Origin of the sequence: Pseudomonas helleri, from assembly GCF_045830615.1 — a bacterium.
GTDB lineage: Bacteria > Pseudomonadota > Gammaproteobacteria > Pseudomonadales > Pseudomonadaceae > Aquipseudomonas > Aquipseudomonas helleri.
The window spans coordinates 975,280-992,579 of record NZ_CP174501.1 but is presented as its reverse complement, the minus strand read 5'-3'; the positions used below and the strand labels follow the sequence as shown (position 1 = coordinate 992,579).

Annotated in this window: 18 protein-coding genes and 1 tRNA gene; 9 read left to right on the top strand and 10 right to left on the bottom strand. The window is 59.0% G+C overall.

All coding sequences use genetic code 11. From position 1 onward, the window contains the following. Positions 1-47: 47 nt before the first annotated feature. The 3 genes from iscR to trmJ all read right to left on the bottom strand — a co-directional run bounded on the left by iscR (position 48) and on the right by trmJ (position 2,347). Positions 48-539, bottom strand: a complete 492-nt coding sequence (gene iscR, locus ACJJU9_RS04630; RefSeq protein ID WP_047273839.1) for a Fe-S cluster assembly transcriptional regulator IscR — start codon at positions 537-539, stop codon at positions 48-50. Positions 540-797: 258 nt separating this feature from the next. Next, a complete protein-coding gene (gene cysE, locus ACJJU9_RS04625) occupies positions 798-1,574 on the bottom strand; it encodes a serine O-acetyltransferase (protein ID WP_153328864.1) in 777 nt (258 codons plus the stop codon). A 2-nt stretch (positions 1,575-1,576) separates the two neighbouring features. Then, positions 1,577-2,347 carry a tRNA (cytosine(32)/uridine(32)-2'-O)-methyltransferase TrmJ gene (gene trmJ / locus ACJJU9_RS04620; protein ID WP_407730159.1) on the bottom strand — a complete coding sequence of 257 codons (771 nt, stop codon included), beginning with the start codon at positions 2,345-2,347 and terminating at the stop codon, positions 1,577-1,579. Between the two features lie 143 nt (positions 2,348-2,490). Here trmJ and suhB point away from each other — a divergent pair, with 143 nt between their 5' ends. Next, complete coding sequence (suhB, locus tag ACJJU9_RS04615) at positions 2,491-3,306, top strand: inositol-phosphate phosphatase (RefSeq protein WP_047273836.1); 816 nt, start codon at positions 2,491-2,493, stop codon at positions 3,304-3,306. A 159-nt stretch (positions 3,307-3,465) separates the two neighbouring features. Here suhB and ACJJU9_RS04610 read toward each other — a convergent pair whose 3' ends face one another. The 6 genes from ACJJU9_RS04610 to queA all read right to left on the bottom strand — a co-directional run bounded on the left by ACJJU9_RS04610 (position 3,466) and on the right by queA (position 9,546). Continuing rightward, positions 3,466-3,993 (bottom strand): glycine zipper 2TM domain-containing protein, encoded by a 528-nt coding sequence (locus ACJJU9_RS04610; protein ID WP_048367100.1) that lies wholly within the window; start codon positions 3,991-3,993, stop codon positions 3,466-3,468. 124 nt (positions 3,994-4,117) lie between these two features. After that, complete coding sequence (gene secF, locus ACJJU9_RS04605) at positions 4,118-5,032, bottom strand: protein translocase subunit SecF (RefSeq protein WP_048367102.1); 915 nt, start codon at positions 5,030-5,032, stop codon at positions 4,118-4,120. A 9-nt stretch (positions 5,033-5,041) separates the two neighbouring features. Next, entirely contained in the window at positions 5,042-6,910 is a 1,869-nt protein-coding gene (gene secD, locus ACJJU9_RS04600) for a protein translocase subunit SecD (protein WP_048385866.1), read from the bottom strand. 66 nt (positions 6,911-6,976) lie between these two features. Continuing rightward, positions 6,977-7,315 carry a preprotein translocase subunit YajC gene (yajC, locus tag ACJJU9_RS04595; protein WP_048385865.1) on the bottom strand — a complete coding sequence of 113 codons (339 nt, stop codon included), beginning with the start codon at positions 7,313-7,315 and terminating at the stop codon, positions 6,977-6,979. A 42-nt stretch (positions 7,316-7,357) separates the two neighbouring features. Continuing rightward, complete coding sequence (tgt, locus tag ACJJU9_RS04590) at positions 7,358-8,473, bottom strand: tRNA guanosine(34) transglycosylase Tgt (RefSeq protein ID WP_082148614.1); 1,116 nt, start codon at positions 8,471-8,473, stop codon at positions 7,358-7,360. A gap of 11 nt (positions 8,474-8,484) precedes the next feature. After that, positions 8,485-9,546, bottom strand: coding sequence for a tRNA preQ1(34) S-adenosylmethionine ribosyltransferase-isomerase QueA (gene queA / locus ACJJU9_RS04585; protein WP_048367107.1), 1,062 nt, complete (start codon positions 9,544-9,546; stop codon positions 8,485-8,487). 106 nt (positions 9,547-9,652) lie between these two features. Between queA and ACJJU9_RS04580 the strand changes: the two genes are divergently transcribed. From ACJJU9_RS04580 to ACJJU9_RS04555, 6 genes are all read left to right on the top strand, one after another. Then, a tRNA-Leu gene (locus ACJJU9_RS04580) sits at positions 9,653-9,737 on the top strand. A gap of 553 nt (positions 9,738-10,290) precedes the next feature. Continuing rightward, positions 10,291-10,584 (top strand): DUF3077 domain-containing protein, encoded by a 294-nt coding sequence (locus ACJJU9_RS04575; RefSeq protein ID WP_407730158.1) that lies wholly within the window; start codon positions 10,291-10,293, stop codon positions 10,582-10,584. Positions 10,585-10,745: 161 nt separating this feature from the next. Then, positions 10,746-11,246, top strand: a complete 501-nt coding sequence (locus ACJJU9_RS04570; protein WP_123751394.1) for a sigma-70 family RNA polymerase sigma factor — start codon at positions 10,746-10,748, stop codon at positions 11,244-11,246. Further along, on the top strand, positions 11,246-12,187 hold the full coding sequence (locus tag ACJJU9_RS04565; protein WP_407730157.1) for a FecR domain-containing protein: 942 nt from the start codon (positions 11,246-11,248) through the stop codon (positions 12,185-12,187). The genes ACJJU9_RS04570 and ACJJU9_RS04565 overlap by 1 nt, the downstream gene beginning before the upstream one ends. A 115-nt stretch (positions 12,188-12,302) precedes the next feature. Beyond that, entirely contained in the window at positions 12,303-14,792 is a 2,490-nt protein-coding gene (locus tag ACJJU9_RS04560; protein WP_407730156.1) for a TonB-dependent siderophore receptor, read from the top strand. Positions 14,793-14,922: 130 nt separating this feature from the next. Then, positions 14,923-15,252: a hypothetical protein gene (locus tag ACJJU9_RS04555; protein ID WP_407730155.1), complete on the top strand. Its 330-nt coding sequence runs from the start codon at positions 14,923-14,925 to the stop codon at positions 15,250-15,252. Here ACJJU9_RS04555 and ACJJU9_RS04550 read toward each other — a convergent pair whose 3' ends face one another. After that, complete coding sequence (locus ACJJU9_RS04550; RefSeq protein ID WP_407730154.1) at positions 15,253-15,642, bottom strand: c-type cytochrome; 390 nt, start codon at positions 15,640-15,642, stop codon at positions 15,253-15,255. Between the two features lie 169 nt (positions 15,643-15,811). On the opposite strand from ACJJU9_RS04550, the gene ACJJU9_RS04545 reads away from it, so the two are divergent. Together ACJJU9_RS04545 and ACJJU9_RS04540 are read left to right on the top strand one after the other, a co-directional pair. Further along, positions 15,812-16,318: a sigma-70 family RNA polymerase sigma factor gene (locus tag ACJJU9_RS04545; RefSeq protein ID WP_407730153.1), complete on the top strand. Its 507-nt coding sequence runs from the start codon at positions 15,812-15,814 to the stop codon at positions 16,316-16,318. Continuing rightward, the gene (locus tag ACJJU9_RS04540) at positions 16,315-17,283 is read left to right on the top strand and encodes a FecR family protein (protein WP_407730152.1); all 969 of its coding nucleotides are present in this window, start codon (positions 16,315-16,317) and stop codon (positions 17,281-17,283) included. Before ACJJU9_RS04545 ends, ACJJU9_RS04540 begins: the two co-directional genes overlap by 4 nt. Positions 17,284-17,300 lie beyond the last annotated feature (17 nt).

Below are 17,300 nucleotides of genomic sequence, written 5' to 3'. Positions count from 1 at the left end.
ACTATCTCCTAAATCAGGCTGGCTGGCGCACCGTCGTTTTTATGCAATCACTCGACGGCGGACGCTTCGATCTTATCCAGGTGCGGCGCTTTGCCATTACAGCGGCGCTGATCCTGACGCTGGGCTACTTCTTGTACCTCACGGCGAGTAACAAGATCAGCCAAGCTGATACCACTGAGAAATTCGTGGATTTGCAGGCTCAAGTCACACCACAGGTGGTGGGTCAGGCACGTGTCGCCGGCATGGCAATCGCCAAGGCCCTGGCAGCGCGTGGCGTCGACCGATTCGTTCACTGCATCAATCACCTGGGCAACCTGAATACCTTGCATGTCGCGCGACAGCTGATAGCCGCCGCCAGGGCCACGCACGCTGGAGACCAGACTGCTGCGGCGCAATTTGGCGAACAGTTGCTCAAGGTAGGAAAGAGAGATGCCCTGGCGCTCGGAAATATCAGCCAGGGACACCGGCCCGTGCTGTGCGTGCAACGCTAAATCGAGCATTGCAGTTACGGCGTAGCGGCCTTTTGTAGTCAGTCTCATGGACAGGTACCACGGAATTCGGAATGGAGGCGAGTATGCTATTCCCGACTGTTTAAGTCAACTATTAGACCTAGTACTTTAGTCGGGATTACCCGCAAAGAGCGGCGGCATTGTAGCAGGGTCTGCGGCGTAATGGCACATGCGCAACTTTGTAGTCGCTGCCGCAGGCTGCGATGGAGCGCGAAGCAGTCGCGCTTTTAAGACCCAAGAAAAGTCCTGCGGACTTTATCGCAGCCTTCGGCAGCGACTACAGACCAATTACAGCGCTTTGCTTTCGTCCTTGCCCTGGACGCAGGCGAAGTCTTCTTCGCGCAGCTCTGGCAGTTCTTTGGCGCAATAGGGGCTGCCCAAGTCCTTCAAGGCCCCGCACATGCCGTCCAGCTTGCCGTCGACCGCCTGCAAATGATCCAGCAGCTGAGCAATGGCGCGCGCCACAGGGTCTGGCATGTCTTCGCTTACGCCATAGGCATCAAAGCCGATTTTCTCAGCCATAGCCTTGCGCTTCGCCTCGGCCTCATCATCACTTTTGACGATGATCCGGCCCGGAATGCCGACCACGGTCGCGCCCGCAGGCACCGCCTTGGTCACCACCGCATTGGAGCCTACTTTAGCCCCCGCACCGACGGTAAACGGGCCCAGTACCTTGGCGCCCGCACCGACCACCACACCGTTTTCCAGTGTCGGGTGGCGCTTGCCTTTGTTCCAACTGGTGCCGCCCAGCGTAACGCCCTGGTACAGGGTTACGTCATCACCGATTTCAGCAGTTTCACCGATCACAATGCCCATGCCGTGATCGATAAAGAAACGACGACCGACCTTGGCACCCGGATGAATTTCAATCCCGGTCAGCCAGCGGCCAAAGTTCGACACCAGGCGCGCAAGCCACTTCCAGCCCGCGCCCCACAACATGCCCGAGAGGCGATGAATCCAGATCGCATGCATGCCCGGGTAGCACGTCAACACTTCGAAAGCATTGCGCGCCGCCGGGTCACGATGGAAAACGCTTTGAATATCTTCACGCAGACGCTCGAACATCATTAATCCTTGCGCTTTAGCAGCTCGCCACGGGCCGCTTTTTGGGTTTCGGTGAGAATGCCACGCAAAATGTTCATTTCCGCACGACTGACCGAGCTGCGCCCGTACAGTCTGCGCAGGCGCGCCATCAGATGACGCGGTTTTTCCGGATCGAGGAATTCGATAGCCACCAACGTCTGCTCCAGATGCTCGTAAAAGCGCTCCAGCTCATCCATGGTCGCCAGCTCCGTGCTTTTAGTGGAGGCGACTTCTTCTTTTTCAATCTTGCTCGGCTGACCTTGCGCAGCCAGCCAGGCCATGCGGATCTCGTAACTCAACACCTGCACCGCTGCACCCAGGTTCAGGGAACTGAACTCCGGGTCGGACGGGATATGCACGTGGTAATGACAACGCTGCAGCTCTTCGTTGGTCAGGCCGGAGTCTTCACGACCGAACACCAACGCGATTTCAGCGCCCTGCCCCGCCTCTTCGACGACTTTTTGCCCACATTCGCGTGGATCCAGCAGCGGCCAAGGGATACGGCGGTCACGAGCACTGGTGCCCAACACCAGATTGCAGCCCACCAGCGCACCTTCCAGCGAGGCGACGACTTGCGCATTTTCAAGAATATCGCCCGCGCCGGACGCCCGGGCATCGGCCTCGTGGTGCGGAAAGACCCTTGGCTCGACCAGCACTAAACGCGACAACCCCATGTTTTTCATGGCTCGCGCAGCACCGCCGATGTTGCCGGGATGGCTGGTATTGACCAGAACGACACGAATATTAGACAGCAATGGGAGCGCTCACAGACCGGTAAAAGGGAGCAAATCTTACCTAAGCCCATCACCTTAAGCTACGTAAGCAAACGCAAACCTTCATCTGCCAAAATTTTCTGTTAGAATGTCCGGCTTTCTTTAACGACCTAGGTGAAACGTCCATGCAGCCCATGCTGAATATCGCGCTGCGCGCCGCCCGCAGCGCCAGTGAATTGATTTTCCGCTCCATCGAGCGCCTGGATACCATCAAGGTTGACGAAAAAGACGCCAAGGATTACGTCTCTGAAGTCGATCGTGCTGCTGAACAGAAAATCATCGACGCCTTGCGCAAGGCTTACCCGACGCACGGCATCCTCGGTGAAGAAACCGGCCTGCACGCAGGCAGCGGCGAAGGTGCAGATTACCTGTGGATCATCGACCCGCTGGATGGCACCACCAACTTCCTGCGCGGCGTACCTCACTTCGCTGTCAGCATCGCCTGCAAATACCGTGGCCGCCTTGAGCACGCCGTTGTTCTCGACCCGGTTCGCCAAGAAGAATTCACTGCCAGCCGTGGCCGTGGCGCCCAACTGAACGGCCGCCGTCTGCGCGTCAGCGGTCGCACCAGCCTTGAAGGCGCCCTGCTAGGTACCGGCTTCCCGTTCCGCGACAACCAAATGGACAACCTGGATAACTACCTGGGCATGTTCCGCAGCCTGGTCGGCCAAACTGCAGGCATCCGCCGCGCAGGCGCTGCCAGCCTGGACCTGGCCTACGTGGCCGCCGGTCGTTTTGACGCGTTCTGGGAGTCGGGCCTGTCCGAGTGGGACATGGCAGCAGGCGCACTGCTGATCCAGGAAGCTGGCGGCCTCGTCAGCGACTTCACCGGCAGCCACGATTTCCTTGAAAAAGGCCACATCGTTGCCGGCAACACCAAATGCTTCAAAGCCGTGCTGACTGCAATTCAGCCACACCTGCCGGCCTCGCTGAAACGCTAAGCGAACCCCGCGCACAAAAAAAGCACCTTTAGAGGTGCTTTTTTTTGGTCTTTAGATCAAAAGGCCTGTAGGAGCAGCCGGTCGACGCTCGATTGCCTCACGATCTTTTGATCTTTTAAAAGATCGCGAGGCAAGCTCGCTCCTACAGTTTTCAGCGCATTAATTCAGGATCAAGTTGCCCTGCTTATCCACGGCAATTTCATTGCCCGGCTCGTGATCCATACGCACTTTGCCTTCCTTGCCATTGAGCGTGTAACGCACGTCATAACCGACCACCTTTTCACTGATGTCGTTGACGGTGTTACAGCGCGTCTGCGTCGTGGTGTACGTGTCACGCTCCTGCATTCCTTCCTGCACCCGGTTACCGGCGTAACCACCGCCCAAGGCACCCGCCACAGTGGCAATTTTCTTGCCGCTGCCGCCGCCGACCTGATTACCCAACAGGCCACCCGCCACCGCACCAATCACACTGCCGACGATTTGGTGCTCATCCTTGACCGGCGCACGGCGTGTGACAGTCACGTCTTTACACACCTCACGCGGGGTTTTAATTTGCTGCGAGACCGGCTGAACAGCCAACACCTGAGCAGACTCAGGGCCTTTAACCAAGCTGTAAGTGGCAAAAGCACCACCGGCAGTAACACCGACAGCCCCCAACACCGCACCTACCAGCAAAGACTTGTTCACGTGAACCTCCAGACCATCACACGTGGGAATATTCCCACATCCATCACTCCCAGCCTTGGAGCATAAAAAAAGGCGCGAGTTCAATACTCGCGCCTTTTAGATGACCACCGGGATTAACAGAACGTTATGGACGGTCGTCGATTTCCTTCTCGCTCGCCGCTGGAGGAATCAAATCCTCGGCGCTGAGCTTGAGCCAGATCAACACCACGTTGGCGATGTAGATCGACGAGTAAGTACCCGCCATCACGCCCACGAACAGGGCAATCGAGAAGCCCCACAGGTTGTCGCCACCAAAGATCAACAGTGCGGCAATGGCCAGCAAGGTCGACACCGAGGTCGCCACGGTACGCAGCAGGGTTTGCGTGGTCGAAATGTTGATGTTCTCAACCAGCGTCGCCTTGCGCAGTACCCGGAAGTTCTCACGAACCCGGTCGAATACCACGATGGTGTCGTTGAGCGAGTAACCAATAATCGCCAGCACCGCCGCCAGCACCGTCAGGTCGAAGGTGATCTGGAAGAACGACAGCACGCCCATGGTCACGATCACGTCGTGGACCAGAGAAACGATCGCACCGACCGCGAACTTCCACTGAAAGCGGAAGGCCAGGTACAGCATGATGCCGCCCAGCGCCATCAGCATGCCGAGGCCGCCCTGGTCGCGCAGCTCTTCACCGACCTGCGGGCCGACGAACTCAACGCGCTTGATGACCGCAGGGTTGGCCGAGTCGGCCTCGCCCAGCGCCGCCGCTACCTTGTTGCCCAGCAGCGGATCATCGCCGGGCATCCGCACCAGCAGGTCGGTTGTCGCACCAAAGCTCTGTACCACGGCGTCGTGGAAGCCGGCCGTAGCCAGCTCATCACGCACCTTGGTCAGATCAGCCGGCTTCTCGTAGGTCAGCTCGATGAGCGTACCGCCGGTGAAGTCCAGGCCGTAGTTCATGCCCTTGTGGAACATGCTGAACAGCGCCAGCACGGTAAGCAGCACAGTGACGCCGAACGCAACGTTGCGCACGCCCATGAAGTTGATAGTACGTAACATGGCAGCCCCTTAAATCCACAACTTCTTGAAGTCCCGACCGCCGTAGATCAGGTTGACCAATGCTCGGGTCACCATAATGGCCGTGAACATAGAGGTGAAGATACCGAGCGACATGGTGACCGCAAAGCCTTTAACCGGCCCGGTACCCATGGCGAACAGAATCCCGCCGACCAACAGGGTTGTCAGGTTGGAGTCGACAATCGCCGTGAATGCACGATTGAAGCCTTCATTGATCGCCCGCTGCGGTGTCAGACCATTCGCAATTTCCTCACGAATACGCGAGAAGATCAGTACGTTGGCGTCGACCGCCATACCCATCGTCAGAACGATACCGGCAATACCCGGCAGGGTCAGGGTTGCACCCAGAATCGACATCAGGGCCAGCAGCAAGACCATGTTGCCCGCCAATGCCACCGTCGCGATCACACCGAAGAAACGGTAGATGGCGATGATGAAGATCGACACAAACAGCATGCCCCACAGCGAAGCATCAACACCTTTGGCAATGTTGTCCGCACCCAGGCTCGGGCCAATGGTACGTTCTTCAGCAAAGTACATCGGTGCAGCCAGACCACCGGCACGCAACAGCAGTGCAAGTTCCGACGCCTCACCCTGACCATTCAGACCGGTGATCCGGAACTGACTACCCAGCGGCGACTGAATGGTCGCCAGGCTGATGATCTTTTTGTCTTCTTTGAACGATTGAACCGGTACGTCCTTCTCAACACCGTCAACCACTTGCTTGGTGTACGTCGTCACCGGGCGTTGCTCGATGAAGATAACCGCCATGCTGCGACCGACGTTGCTGCGCGTCGAACGGCTCATCAGCTCGCCACCATGACCATCAAGCTTGATGTTCACCTGTGGACGGCCGTGCTCATCAAAGCCCGCCTGAGCGTCAGTCACCTGGTCGCCCGTGATGATCAAGCTGCGCTCGATCTGGGCGGCAGGACGATTGCCCTCGCGGAATTCGAAAGTCTCGGAAGTGGCTTTCGATGCGCCCGGCTCAGCGGCCAGACGGAACTCAAGGTTGGCCGTCTTGCCCAGGATACGCTTGGCTTCGGCGGTGTCTTGTACGCCCGGCAGTTCAACCACGATGCGGTTGGCACCCTGACGCTGAACCAGAGGCTCGGCAACACCCAACTCGTTAACCCGGTTACGGACGGTTGTCAGGTTTTGCTTGATGGAGTATTCACGGATTTCCGCCAGCTTGGCCGGGGTCATCGCCAGACGCAGAACCGGCTGGCCATTGAGGTCCGCTGCCGTTACGTCGAAGTCATTGAAGTTCTTGCGGATCAGGCCGCGCGCTTGCTCACGGGTTGCTTCATCGCTGAAACCCAGCTGAATGGCACCGTTGAGTTGCGGCAGGCTGCGGTAACGCACTTTCTCTTTACGCAGCAGGCTTTTGACATCGCCTTCGTACACTTTCATGCGTGCATCAACGGCTTTGTCCATGTCCACTTCCAGCAAGAAGTGCACACCACCCGACAAGTCCAGACCCAATTTCATTGGGTGAGCACCCAGGCTACGCAGCCACTGAGGCGTTGTCTGCGCCAGGTTGAGCGCAACGACAAAGTCGTCACCCAACGCTTTACGCACAACATCCTTGGCTGGCAACTGGTCGTCTTTCTTGGCCAGACGCAGCAAACCGGTTTTGCCGTTCTGGGCCAGGGAAGCACCTTTGACAACGATACCGTCGTCGGTCAGCGCCTTGCTTGCACGGTCCAGATCAGCTTCAGTCACCTGCAATGCCGTGCTCGCGCCCGACACCTGAATGGCCGGGTCATCCGGGTACAGATTGGGAGCGGAATAAATAAAACCGATCGCCAGCACTGCCAGGATCAGTATGTATTTCCACAGAGGGTATTTGTTCAGCATCAATCACGCCGCCCGCTTAAAACGCGGGGCGCCTTGCGCGCCCCGTCGATTGTTAAAAGTTGAAACTTAGATCGCTTTCAGCGTGCCTTTAGGCAGCGTGGCTGCAACCGAGCCCTTCTGAATTTTCAGCTCTACAGTGTCAGACACTTCGATAACAACAAAAGCGTCGGAAACTTTAGTGATTTTGCCGGCGATACCGCCAGTGGTCACAACCTCATCACCTTTTTGCAGGTTACCCAACAGGGCCTTCTGCTCTTTGGCGCGCTTGGCTTGTGGACGCCAGATCATCAGATAGAAGATGACCAGGAAGCCGACCAGGAAAATCCATTCAAAGCCGCCGCCCATTGGGGCAGCAGCGGCAGGTGCTGCACCGTCCGCGAAAGCGGAAGAGATGAAAAAGCTCATTAAGCACTCCAGTTGCAATGTTGGTTCTTAGAGGTACGAAACTTAGTCCAAAGGCGGCACAGGAAGCCCGCGCTTGGCATAGAAGGCATCGACAAAGGTGGCCAATGTACCCTGTTGAATAGCCTCGCGCAAACCAGCCATCAGCACCTGATAGTGCCGCAAATTGTGGATGGTATTGAGCATGCTACCCAGCATTTCGCCGCACTTGTCCAGATGATGCAGATAAGCGCGAGAGAAGTTCTGGCAGGTATAGCAATCGCAGGTCGGATCCAGCGGCGAATCATCATGGCGATGGAACGCATTGCGGATCTTCAAAACACCCGTGTCGATAAACAGATGCCCATTGCGGGCATTGCGGGTTGGCATCACGCAATCGAACATGTCCACACCGCGGCGCACACCCTCCACCAGATCTTCTGGCTTGCCAACCCCCATAAGGTAACGAGGTTTGTCAGCAGGCATCATTGCGGGCAGGTAATCCAGCACCTTGATCATTTCGTGCTTGGGCTCACCCACCGACAGACCGCCGATGGCCAGGCCGTCAAAGCCGATTTTGTTCAGGCCTTCGAGCGAACGCTCACGCAGGTTCTGATGCATGCCGCCCTGAACGATGCCGAACAAGGCTGCGGTGTTGTCGCCATGGGCGATTTTCGAGCGCTGCGCCCAACGCAGCGACAGCTCCATGGACACACGGGCCACGTCTTCATCGGCCGGGTACGGGGTGCATTCGTCGAAAATCATCACCACGTCAGAGCCCAGGTCACGCTGAACCTGCATCGACTCTTCAGGCCCCATGAACACCTTGGCGCCGTCAACCGGGGACGCAAAGGTCACGCCCTCTTCTTTAATCTTGCGCATGGCGCCCAGGCTGAACACCTGGAAACCACCGGAGTCGGTCAGGATCGGGCCTTGCCACTTCATGAAATCGTGCAAGTCGCCGTGCTTCTTGATCACCTCAGTGCCCGGGCGTAGCCACAGGTGGAAGGTGTTGCCCAGAATCATCTGCGCGCCGATGGCTTCAATGTCACGCGGCAGCATGCCCTTGACCGTGCCATAGGTGCCCACAGGCATGAAAGCCGGGGTTTCAACCACACCACGGGGGAAGGTCAGGCGACCACGACGAGCCTTGCCATCAGTGGCCAGCAGCTCGAAGGACATACGACAGTTGCTCATGCTTGATCCTCTGGGGCCGGGGCTGGAGCCGTCGGCGCGGGATTGCGGGTGATGAACATCGCATCACCGTAACTAAAGAAGCGGTACCCATGCTCAACCGCAGCCTTATAGGCCGCCATGGTTTCGGGATAACCGGCGAACGCCGAAACCAGCATCAACAGCGTGGATTCCGGCAAATGGAAGTTGGTCACCAGGGCATCGACCACATGAAACGGGCGGCCCGGGAAGATGAAAATATCAGTGTCGCCACTGAACGGCTTCAGCACACCGTCACGCGCCGCGCTTTCCAGCGAGCGCACACTGGTGGTGCCCACCGCAATCACCCGCCCGCCACGCGCACGGCACGCCGCCACGGCGTCAACCACATCCTGGCCGACTTCGAGCCATTCAGTGTGCATGTGATGATCTTCAAGGCGCTCAACGCGCACCGGCTGGAACGTACCTGCGCCCACGTGCAGCGTGACAAACGCCGTTTCGACGCCCTTGGCAGCGATGGCCTGCATCAGCGGCTCATCAAAGTGCAGCCCCGCAGTCGGCGCCGCCACAGCACCCAGGCGCTGAGCGTAGACCGTTTGATAACGCTCGCGGTCGGCACCTTCGTCCGGGCGGTCGATATACGGCGGCAGCGGCATATGCCCGACGCGATCAAGCAGCGGCAACACCTCATCGGTAAAGCCCAACTCAAACAACGCATCGTGGCGGGCCAGCATCTCAGCTTCGCCACCGCCATCAATGAGGATTTTTGAGCCTGGTTTTGGCGACTTGCTGGAGCGCACATGCGCCAGCACCCGATGACTGTCGAGCACCCGCTCAACCAGAATCTCCAGCTTGCCGCCCGACGCCTTTTGGCCGAACAAGCGGGCTGGAATCACCCGGGTATTGTTAAACACCATCAAATCGCCTGGGCGCAAATGCTCAAGCAAATCAGTGAATTGACGATGTGCCAGTGCGCCACTCTCCCCATCCAGGGTCAGCAGACGACTGTTACGGCGCTCCGCCAAAGGATGGCGTGCGATGAGTGAATCAGGGAGCTCGAAAGTAAAGTCAGCAACGCGCATGATAGGTTTCGTCTAGCAGGGCCGGGGAGTTTAACGGACTTAGTAAAAATAGACCAATAAGTTGTTGACCGACCTAAATGTCATCTCTATACTTCGCCGCCATTGAGCCCTGATGGCGGAATTGGTAGACGCGGCGGATTCAAAATCCGTTTTCGCAAGAAGTGGGAGTTCGAGTCTCCCTCGGGGCACCATCTTAAGAAAGACCTTGATTATCAAGGTCTTTTTTTTCGCCTGTAGAAAAGATCGCAGCCTTCGGCAGCTCCTACAAAAACTGCGTCGCCCCTCCCCCGTAGCAGTTGACGAGCACCGCGAGGCTACGTCCGGCTGCGAAGCAGTCGTAAATCCACACACAACTTTTTTCGCCCCTGCGCATCCTGTAGTCGCTGCCGAGGCACGAAGGCTGCGAGCGGCTCTCCAAGATCAAAAGATCGCGAGGCAAGCTCGCTCCTACAGATTGAACTGCCCCACGTTTGCCCTTTTCAACCGGGAGGGTTACTCTCGCTCCGTCGCTGCCCATTCAGCGACCGGACGTCGCGGTCCGAGCATATACAGGCGCACAGGCGCCACCATTTCGATAGCTGGCGCTTTTTTGTGCCCGCTAGTCTGTTATGGCGGCTGTGTGTGGGAGACCTTCAGGTCTGCCGGGGTTCCTGTATGCCCGGTCCGCGAACCCGCACATGGCTGCCACCCTTATTCGTTTCGCGGCGAACTGTGGCAGCTCCTCACATACAGGAGTTACTGCCAATGACACGCCCTGCTTCCTCTTTGCTCCATACCACCGGTGCTGCCACGTTCGGCACGTGCAATGCTCAGAACCAACGCTTGTTCAGCGTCAACCCCGGTATTGCGGGCGTTGAGGCGATGGAGCACGCCTCTCTGCTGATGAACTGCGTCAATACGCTGTCGTTTCTCGGGGCCATGGACGATGGTAACGAAGCCATGCGCTGGGCTTCGCACTATCTAAGCGAGATGGCCAAGGCGGTCATTGATGACCTCACACTGGGGCTGCAGCAGGCTCAAGAAGGGGATGCGGTTTAAGATTAACTGCGCAGAAAACCGGCCACCGCGCCGGTTTTTTTGTGCCACACATCGGTAACCCCGCACGCTAAGCGCCCTCTCCCACTCAACCATCTTGCACAATTGCAGCGCGATCTAGACAATGCGACTCATTATCAATCAGTGATATTGGTTGGCCACTTATGCCCGCTCCTGACCATTGCGCCCTGCACCTGTTGTACAGCGAACATAATGGCTGGCTCAAAAGCTGGTTGCGCGCGCGGTTGGGTAACGCCAGCGATGCAGCCGATTTGGCTCAGGACACGTTTGTACGCTTGCTGGCGTCCCGTGATATCGAGCAGATCCGCGAGCCGCGCACTTACTTGAGCGCCATTGCCCGTGCACTGATGATCGACAAGTTCCGGCGCCGCGCCCTGGAGCAGGCGTACTGCGAAGCGCTGGCCCTGCACCCTGAGCCGATGGATATTTCGCCCGAAAAACGCCTGCTGATTCTCGAAACCCTGGTGGCGATTGATTCCATGCTGGACGGCCTGGGCGAGCGCACGCGGCAGATTTTCCTCAGCGTTCAACTGGAAGGCCTGAGTTATGTGGCCACCGGCAAACGCTTAGGGGTGTCGGTGACCACGGTCAAAAAGCACGTGATCCGCGCCATGACACACTGCTTGCTGTTAACGGAAGACTGATGGCACCGCCACTCGATCTTCACACCCTTGAAGCCGCCGCCACCTGGTATGTGCGGCTCAGCAGCAGCGCGCCCAATGAGGCGGACCAACAGGCATGGGCCGCCTGGTTGCAGGCCAGCCCGCAGCATGCACGGGCCTGGGCGCGTGTGGAGAAACTGCAAAGCCAATGGGCCGGGTTGCCAGCAGAGGTCACGCTGACAACGTTGGCCGGGGTGAAGGCGCGTCGCCGGGCGGTGCTCAAAACCCTGGGCTTGTTGCTGGCCGCAGGCGGCAGTGGCTGGCTGGCCACGGAGCACGTGCCTTACCGGGCAATGCTGGCCGATCAGCGCACCGCCACCGGGCAGCGTCGGCACCTGCGCCTGAGCGATGAAAGCCAGATCGACATCAATACCGACAGCGCGCTGGACATTGTTTTCAGTGAGCAAACGCGCCTGATCCGCCTGCACCGGGGCGAAATCCTGGTGCAAACCGCCAGCGACGCTCGGCCCTTTATCGTCGAGTCGCCCCAAGGCAGTGTGCGCGCCTTGGGCACGCGCTTTGTCGTGCGCTGCGAGCCAAGCTTTACCGAGGTGTGCGTATTGGAAAAGGCGGTTGAGCTGCGGCCCTTGAATCACCCGTCACGGGTACAGCGCCTGGATGCGGGCCAACAGGCTCACCTGGAACCCAATGAGGTCGGCGCCATCACCGCGGCCCCGGCGGGTGCTGGTGCGTGGAGTCAGGGGATGCTGACGGTCATCGATTGGCGTTTGGGCGACTTCATCACTGAGCTAAGCCGCTACCGCCCAGGCGTATTGCGTTGCGATCCTGGCATTGCGCACTTGCGGCTCAGTGGCGCGTTTCGGATTGATAACACCGACACCATTCTGGAAAACCTCAGCCAGTCGCTGCCGGTCACGGTGCGTTTCATCACGCGTTATTGGGCCACTGTCGAAGCGGCTTAAGTTTTTTTGCGAATAATTCCCACTAAGGGTTGCCGATTTCAGTTTTCGTTCGGCCATGTACAGAAAGCAGCGATCACAGCTGCGCCTCTGCCCCTGCCAACGGAAGGAAACCTGTATGTCACGATTTACCCTTAGCGCCGCCAAGCCGCTCGCGCAGGCCATTCGCCTGGCGGTGGCGCTCGGTGCCTCTGCGGCCGCAGCCTTGGTCGCCCCCCACGTGTCGGCGCAAACCCAGACCCACGCCTACCAGATCAATGCCGGCTCACTGGGCACCGCGCTGAGCCTGTTTGCGACGGCGGCGAATGTGACGCTGTCGTTTAACGCCGAACAAACCCAAGGCATGACCACGTCGGGCCTTAACGGCACTTATGGCGTTGACGAAGGCCTTGCGCGCTTGCTGGCAGGCAGTGGCTTGCAGGCTCAGCGCCAGGCCAATGGGGCGTACGTGCTGGTGCCCGCAGCAAAGGATGGCTCGTTGCAACTGGGGGCCACGTCGATCACCGGCCAAGCGCTGGGTGAAGTCAGCGAAAATACCGGTTCCTACACCACCGGCTCCACGGCTACGGCCACCAAGCTCAACCTGAGCCTTAAAGAGACGCCCCAGTCTGTCAGCGTCATGACCCGTCAGCGCATCGACGACCAAAACCTCAGCAGCATCGGCTCGGTGCTGGAGCAAACGCCCGGTATCAACGTGCAAAGCCCCGGCAGTGATCGCCTGTATGTGTTCTCCCGCGGGTTGGCGATTGATAACTATCAATACGACGGCATGCCGACCACCTCATTCGCGTTCAGCCAGGCATTGCCACAAGCGCTGTCAGACATGGCGATTTATGACCACATCGAAGTGCTGCGCGGTGCGTCCGGTTTGCTCTCCGGCACGGGCGACCCTTCCGGCACCATCAATATGGTGCGCAAAAAGCCCACATCGACGTTCCAGGGTTACTTCAGCGCCGGCCTCGGCTCATGGGACCTGTACCGCACGGAAGTGGACGTGTCCGGCCCGCTGACGCCGACCGGTAATGTGCGCGGGCGCGCCGTCGCCGCCTATCAGCAAGCCAACAGCTTTACCGATTACCTGCAGCAGGAAAAAACCATCCTCTACGGCGTGGCAGAAGCCGACCTGAGTGACAGCACGCTGCTGACCGTCGGGGCCGAATACCTTTACAACGACCCGCGCGGTTTCTCTACCACCGGCCTGCCGATGGTGGACAACAAGGGCAACCAACTGCACCTGTCGCGCAGCGAAAACCCGGCCAGCCGCGACAGCACCAACCGCCAGGAGTCGGTGAATGCCTTCGCCTCGATCGAGCAAAAACTGGCCCATGACTGGACGCTGAAGGTCTCTGCCAACTCCCTGTACGGCACCCGCGAGTACGACTCGATCATCGTCGGTACCACCACGGGGTTCCTTAACCCGCAGACCGGCAGCGGCCTGAGTTACACCGCGACCAAGGGCGACAATACCCAAGAGCAAAAAGGCCTGGATGTGATGCTGTCCGGCCCTTACCAATGGCTGGGGCGCGAGCACGAACTGGTGGTGGGGTTTAACTATCAGAGCTACGAAAACCGCCGTAACGGCTTCGGCAACCTGCTGGCCAACGGCACCAGCGACAATGGCGTCAGCGGCAAGCCGGTGAATATTTACAACTGGGACAACTACGCGCCCAACGCCTCTTACAACTTCAACCGCGAAGACGACAACATCAACCAATGGCAGAACGGTGTGTACCTGGCCACCCGGCTCAAACCCACCGATGACCTCTCTGTCATCCTTGGCACACGCGTGAGCAACTATCGCTACGATGCCTTTCTGCATTACAACGTCGCGAACATGCAGCGCTTCAACACCGATGACACCTTGCGGGTCAACGGCAAGGTCACGCCGTACGCCGGAGTGGTCTATGACCTGACCCCCAACCACTCGGTCTACGCCAGCTACACCAGCATCTTCAAGCCGCAACCCTACCGCAACACCAGCGGCAACTTGCTGGACCCGCGTAAAGGCGACAACTACGAAATCGGTCTCAAGAGTGATTACTACGACGGCCGCTTGAACACCGCCATTGCGCTGTTTGAAGTTGACCTGGACAACGACGCCATCGCCGACGGGCTGGTGATCGGCAACGACAACCTGACCGCATATGTCGCGAAAAAGACCAAAACCCGTGGCATTGATATGGAAGTCAGCGGCGAACTGCTGCCCGACTGGAACCTCAGCGCCAGCTATAGCCACAGCGTGGTCAAAGACGCTGATAACGAACGCGTCAAAACCATCATCCCGGCCGACATGCTGAAGGTCTGGACCACCTACCGCCTGCCTGGCGAACTGGACCGCGTGACCCTCGGCGGCGGGGTCAACTGGCAAAGTGCAATCCATATGACCGTGGACAGCTGGCAACTCACCACCCCGGCCAAGGTCAAGCAAAGCGACTACGCCGTTGCCAACCTGATGGCGCGCTATCAACTCACACCACAGTGGTCGGCCACGGCCACCCTCAACAACGTGTTCGACAAAAAGTACATCAGCTCGCTGGACGAGAACTTCCGCAGCGGCTCTTATGGCCCGCCGCGTAACGTGATGTTGACGACCAAGTACACGTTCTAAACCGGTAACGCTCATAGCGCCGCCCTCTCAATGATGAGACGGCGGCGTTTTTACTGATACCCAAGACTTTTTTTTCACCGGCAAAAAAGCCATCATCCCCCGCTCAATCCCCGCCACAGGACCCCGCCCCATGGAACGCCCGCTGGAAACCGTCGCCCTTTTCTCGCTCAAGCTCGCCTACGAAGCTGAGGGCCAAAGCCCGATTCTGCGCGACGACAGGGTCATGAGTGACTACCAGCGTGATGTGTTTGCTTTTCTGGTGCGCAAGGGCGACCTGGAGGCGATCAAGGCCAAAATTGATGAGTGCATCGACCTGGCCATGGACGCCATCGGTGGTGCGGACTCGCCCATGGGTCGCGAATTGCAGAAGCTGGCGCTTGGGGTCCAACAGGCGCACAGCCTTGAGCAACTGAACGCGCCGCTGCTGACCCTCAAGGATTATTTGCAAGACATCCTGTGATTACTGGTCTTTGAAGGTTTCGATATAGGCCAGCAGGTTGGCGATTTTCTCCGGGTCGCTGATGCCCCAGAAAATCATGCGCGTGCCCTTCACCACTTTTTTCGGAGCTTCGATGTACGCCGCGAGTGTCTCGGGGGTCCAGACCACGCCTGAATTTTTCATCGCCTGCGAAAACTGGTAACCCGGCAAACTCCCGGCCTGGCGCCCGATCACACCATTCAAGTGCGGCCCAAAACCGCTGCGGGCGTTTTCCCCGATGCTGTGGCACCCGCCGCAGGTCTTGGTGAATAACTTGCCACCCGCCTCTGCATCGCCCGCCGCCACAGCCCCCAGGCTAAACAGTCCGGCATTCAGGGTCACAAGCAAGGTCAGCAAGGCTCGGTACGTCATCGGTGACTCCACATCAGGTCGAGGTGTTCAGGCTGGCGCCACTATAGCCCAGGCCTAAAACCCGTCACGAGACCCAGATCATATGTTTCGCTCGGCGGTGATTGCAGTTGCCATCATATCGCCGCTAGACTTGAGAACGATTCGCACTCACCTTCTGGAAAACCGACCGGTGCAACCTCTCTCGACTCGCAAGCTGGGCTTCTTTTTCAGCGATCACCACCGTTGGTTGCTGCAGCATATTCGTCGGCGCGTGCGTAACCCTGCGGATGCCGAGGACACGGCAGCCGACACGTTTTGCCAAATGCTCGCCGCGCGGGTCGACCCGGACAGCATCGAGCAGCCGCGGGCTTATTTATCGACGATTGCGCGACGTTTGATTTTCGATCGGCACCGACGCGGCAAACTGGAAAGTGCCTATCTGGAACGCCTGGCCTTGCTCCCGGAAACCGTGGTGCCCTCCCCCGAAGAACAGTTGCTGTTAATTGAAGCGCTGGTGGCCATCGACCGGGCTATCGATGGCTTGCCACTGGTGGTCAAGGCCACCTTTTTGTATAGCCAGCTGGACGGCCTGAGCTATGTGGCGATTGCGCAAAAACTCGGCCTGTCGGAACGCACCGTCAGCCGCTACATGAAACAGGCATTGCGCCAGTGTTATCTGTGCGAGGCAGCGCTATGAGCGAGTTACGCCTGGACCCGGTCAGCGAACAGAGCATTGACTGGATGGTGAAGCTGCGCGCTGACACGCCAGACGCCGCCTTGCTGGAGCGTTTCAACGCATGGCTGGCCGCAGACCCGGCGCATGTGCACGCGTGGGACACCCTGCAAAAGCGCCTCGGTGGCTCGTTCAATACCGTTCGCGCGCTGGACCGGCGCTTGCCTGGCCAGGCGGGTGAAGCACGGTTAGTGCTGCTGCAACCGAGCACCACACGACGGGACGCTTTGCGCACGCTGGCCGGTTTGGGCCTGCTCGGCGGGGGGTTATGGCTGGGCGCCAGCAGCCCGTTGGGTGAATCGTTGCTGGCCGATTTGTCGACCGGGGTGGGTGAGCGCGACGACTTTAACCTGGCCGATGGCAGCCGCCTTAGCCTCAATGCCAACAGCGCGGTTGACCTGCACTTCAACAGCCAGCAACGGCTGGTGATTTTACGCCGTGGCGAGTTAGTGATTCAGGTTGCGCCCGATGCGCGTCGTCCGCTTCGCGTGCGCACCGCCGAGGGCGAGGTACAAGCCTTGGGCACGCGCTTTCTGGTCTCGCAAGAATCAGCGGCCAGCCGCGTCGTGGTCCTTGAGCATGCGGTTGTAACCCGGTTGTTCAACGGCACCACCCTGGCCCTGCAAGAAGGCCAGTCTGCCCTGCTCTACCCCCGGCAGATCGTGCCGCAAGCCGGCGATCAGCATTACCGCGCCGAGTGGTTGAACGGTCGGCTGAACGTGCTGGATGACTCCCTGGCGCAGGTGGTCGATGCGCTGCGCCCTTACACCCGCGGGCTGGTGCGTGTCGCCCCTGAAGTGCGCGGCCTGCGTGTACAAGGCGTGTACCCGCTGAATGACCCCGACCGGGCCTACACCGCGTTGGCCGAAACCCTACCCATTCGCGTGGACCGCTACAGCCCGTGGCTGACGTTGATCCGGCCGGCCTGAGCCACGGCGCAAAATAT

Coding starts and splice junctions, on each gene's coding strand:
- iscR (WP_047273839.1), bottom strand. CDS start 539: ATGAGACTGACTACAAAAGGCCGCTACGCCGTAACTGCAATGCTCGAT.
- cysE (WP_153328864.1), bottom strand. CDS start 1,574: ATGTTCGAGCGTCTGCGTGAAGATATTCAAAGCGTTTTCCATCGTGAC.
- suhB (WP_047273836.1), top strand. CDS start 2,491: ATGCAGCCCATGCTGAATATCGCGCTGCGCGCCGCCCGCAGCGCCAGT.
- secF (WP_048367102.1), bottom strand. CDS start 5,032: ATGTTACGTACTATCAACTTCATGGGCGTGCGCAACGTTGCGTTCGGC.
- secD (WP_048385866.1), bottom strand. CDS start 6,910: ATGCTGAACAAATACCCTCTGTGGAAATACATACTGATCCTGGCAGTG.
- yajC (WP_048385865.1), bottom strand. CDS start 7,315: ATGAGCTTTTTCATCTCTTCCGCTTTCGCGGACGGTGCAGCACCTGCC.
- tgt (WP_082148614.1), bottom strand. CDS start 8,473: ATGTCCTTCGAGCTGCTGGCCACTGATGGCAAGGCTCGTCGTGGTCGC.
- queA (WP_048367107.1), bottom strand. CDS start 9,546: ATGCGCGTTGCTGACTTTACTTTCGAGCTCCCTGATTCACTCATCGCA.
- ACJJU9_RS04575 (WP_407730158.1), top strand. CDS start 10,291: ATGACACGCCCTGCTTCCTCTTTGCTCCATACCACCGGTGCTGCCACG.
- ACJJU9_RS04570 (WP_123751394.1), top strand. CDS start 10,746: ATGCCCGCTCCTGACCATTGCGCCCTGCACCTGTTGTACAGCGAACAT.
- ACJJU9_RS04565 (WP_407730157.1), top strand. CDS start 11,246: ATGGCACCGCCACTCGATCTTCACACCCTTGAAGCCGCCGCCACCTGG.
- ACJJU9_RS04560 (WP_407730156.1), top strand. CDS start 12,303: ATGTCACGATTTACCCTTAGCGCCGCCAAGCCGCTCGCGCAGGCCATT.
- ACJJU9_RS04555 (WP_407730155.1), top strand. CDS start 14,923: ATGGAACGCCCGCTGGAAACCGTCGCCCTTTTCTCGCTCAAGCTCGCC.
- ACJJU9_RS04550 (WP_407730154.1), bottom strand. CDS start 15,642: ATGACGTACCGAGCCTTGCTGACCTTGCTTGTGACCCTGAATGCCGGA.
- ACJJU9_RS04540 (WP_407730152.1), top strand. CDS start 16,315: ATGAGCGAGTTACGCCTGGACCCGGTCAGCGAACAGAGCATTGACTGG.